The organism is Microbacterium sp. B19 (assembly GCF_000333395.1).
GTDB lineage: Bacteria > Actinomycetota > Actinomycetes > Actinomycetales > Microbacteriaceae > Microbacterium.
Map to the genome: position 1 here is coordinate 1 of NZ_BADA01000216.1, position 2,224 is coordinate 2,224.

Sequence of the window (2,224 nt, forward strand, 5' to 3'; positions counted from 1 at the left end):
CAGGAGCGCACGGGGTACTGCGTCCACTTCGCGTCGGCGTTCGCGGTGATGGCCCGCACCCCTCGACATGCCCTCGCGGATCGTCGTCGGATACCTGCCGGGCACGCGATCGGGCTCGGTCGAGCAGCAGGGTCAGACGGACTACACGGTCACGTCGAGCCAGCTGCACGCGTGGCCGGAGGTCTACTTCCGCGGCATCGGCTGGGTCCCGTTCGAGCCGACCAACAGCCTCGGCGTGCCGACGAGCTTCGCCTCGGGGTCGACCGGGGGCTCGAGCAGCACCACGACCACCCCCGAGCAACGGGATGCCGCGACCCCCGGCGCCACCCGGACCGACGCCCCGCAGCTCGGCGACCAGGACGGCCCCGGCACGACCTCCTCGGGTGTCGGCGCCGCGACCGCGCAGAGCGCGCTGCCCGCGCTCGTGGGCGTCGGCGTCGTGATCCTGCTGCTCCTCGCCGCTGCGCCGGGCGTCTTGCGCGCGTGGCGCCGGCGCTCCCGCGCCCCGAGGATCCTCGCGGGTGACGCCGTGGCGGCCTGGGCCGAGATCCGCGCGGACGCGGTGGATCTCGGCGTCCGTGCCCCCGATGCCGAATCGCCGCGGGCGTTCGCCGCGCGGCTCGTCGAGGACCACGACGTGGATGCCGACGACGTCGGGCTCGTGCGCGACGCGCTGGAACGCGCGGTCTATGCCGAGGACGGTATCGACCCCGCACGGGGGCCGGCGATCGCGGACGCGGTGGAGCGCATCCGCGAACGGCTCCGCGCCGGGGCGAGCGCGGCCGGCCGCCTGCGGGCGCTGCTGCTCCCCCGCTCGCTGCTGCTGCGCGGCGAGCCCGCGCCGGTCGAGGCGCCCGAGCCGGTCCGCTGACGCGGCACCGCGCGGGGCACACGAGAAGGAGAGAAGCCCCGCCCGAACTGACGTTCGGACGGGGCTCCGTCTGGCGGAAGTGACAGGATTTGAACCTGCGAGGCGAGTTACCCCGCCTACATGGATTCCAGCCATGCTCCTTAGGCCGCTCGGACACACTTCCAACAGACGATCTTACACGGCGACGGCGCCGTCCCCCGCCGCGGGCGACGGCTCCCCGTCGAGCAGCCGGCGCGGCACGCGGTGCAGGGTGACCGCGCCGATCGCGTCGAACGGGTGCAGCGGGTCGGGGCCGACCGCGCCGGTGGGACCGCCGAGCTCGGAGTCGGCGAGCGCGCTCATCACGGTGTAGGCGTCCATGGCATCCCACCCCCTCTCGATGAAGGCGTCGAACGCGTCCTCGTATCCGCGGCGCACGCTCTCCTGCACGGTGGCGCCGAGGCCGACGAAGATCCACTCCTCCGCGGTCGCGATGCGGGGCGCCCGCAGCGCCATGTCGGGAACGACATCGACGGACACGACCACGGTCCCCTCGGCCTCGATCGCGACGAACGAGGATTCGCCGCGCGCCATGATCGCGTGAACGTCGCCGATCGCGAGCAGCGCGCCGTCGACCTCGATCGGGAGGTACACGGTCGCGCCGGGCGCGACGTCGGTCACGTCCATGTTGCCGCCGATCGCGTGGGCCGGCATGACGGTGCTGGCCACCCCCGACGCCGGCGCGGTACCGATGCAGCCGACCATCGGTCGGGGCGCGACGGTCACGGCATCCGTGAGGTGAACGCCCTCGGCGTCGATCGGGATGCGCCGGGTCACGACCCGGTCGGGCATGCGGTCGCGCAGCGCCCCGACACCGGGCAGGCTCATCGCCCACCCGGTGTCGGTCAGCCGGATCTCGTGGATCGTCACCGCCAGGGCGTCGCCGGGCCGGGCGCCCTCGACGTACACCGGACCGGTCACCGGGTTCAGCGGCGCGGTCAGGCGCGCGAGGTCGCCGTGCTCGTGGAGCTCGCGGTACACCGCGTCGTCGGTCTGGAACGCGATGCGCTCCCCCGTACCGGGCGCGATGCACAGCACCGGCGGGACGTCGGCGCTGTGTCCGGGACGCCCCAGCTCCTTGCCGAGGCGGTGCGCGATCGTCATCGCGAGGCCACCTCCGCGCCGCCCTCACCGGCGGTCGAGCGGCGTGCTCGGGCGCCGGGACGGGCGTCACCCCGTACTTGCGGGCGAAGACGAGGTAGACGATGCCGCCGACGACGAGCCACAGGATGCCGCCGATCTTGGCGGTGATGTCGGCGTTGAAGAGCACGTAGCCGATGATGAGGAACCCGATGAGCGGCACGACGAGGTGCA

Annotated in this window: 2 protein-coding genes and 1 tRNA gene; 1 reads left to right on the forward strand and 2 read right to left on the reverse strand. The window is 73.6% G+C overall.

The window, feature by feature from the left end; genetic code table 11:
- Positions 1–67: 67 nt before the first annotated feature.
- Positions 68–871, forward strand: coding sequence for a transglutaminase-like domain-containing protein (locus I5G_RS08035; RefSeq protein WP_022878593.1), 804 nt, complete (start codon positions 68–70; stop codon positions 869–871).
- A gap of 71 nt (positions 872–942) precedes the next feature.
- On the opposite strand, the gene I5G_RS08040 is transcribed toward I5G_RS08035, so the two are convergent.
- A tRNA-Ser gene (locus I5G_RS08040) sits at positions 943–1,034 on the reverse strand.
- Positions 1,035–1,045: 11 nt separating this feature from the next.
- Positions 1,046–2,014, reverse strand: coding sequence for an acetamidase/formamidase family protein (locus tag I5G_RS23960; protein ID WP_022878594.1), 969 nt, complete (start codon positions 2,012–2,014; stop codon positions 1,046–1,048).
- Positions 2,015–2,224 lie beyond the last annotated feature (210 nt).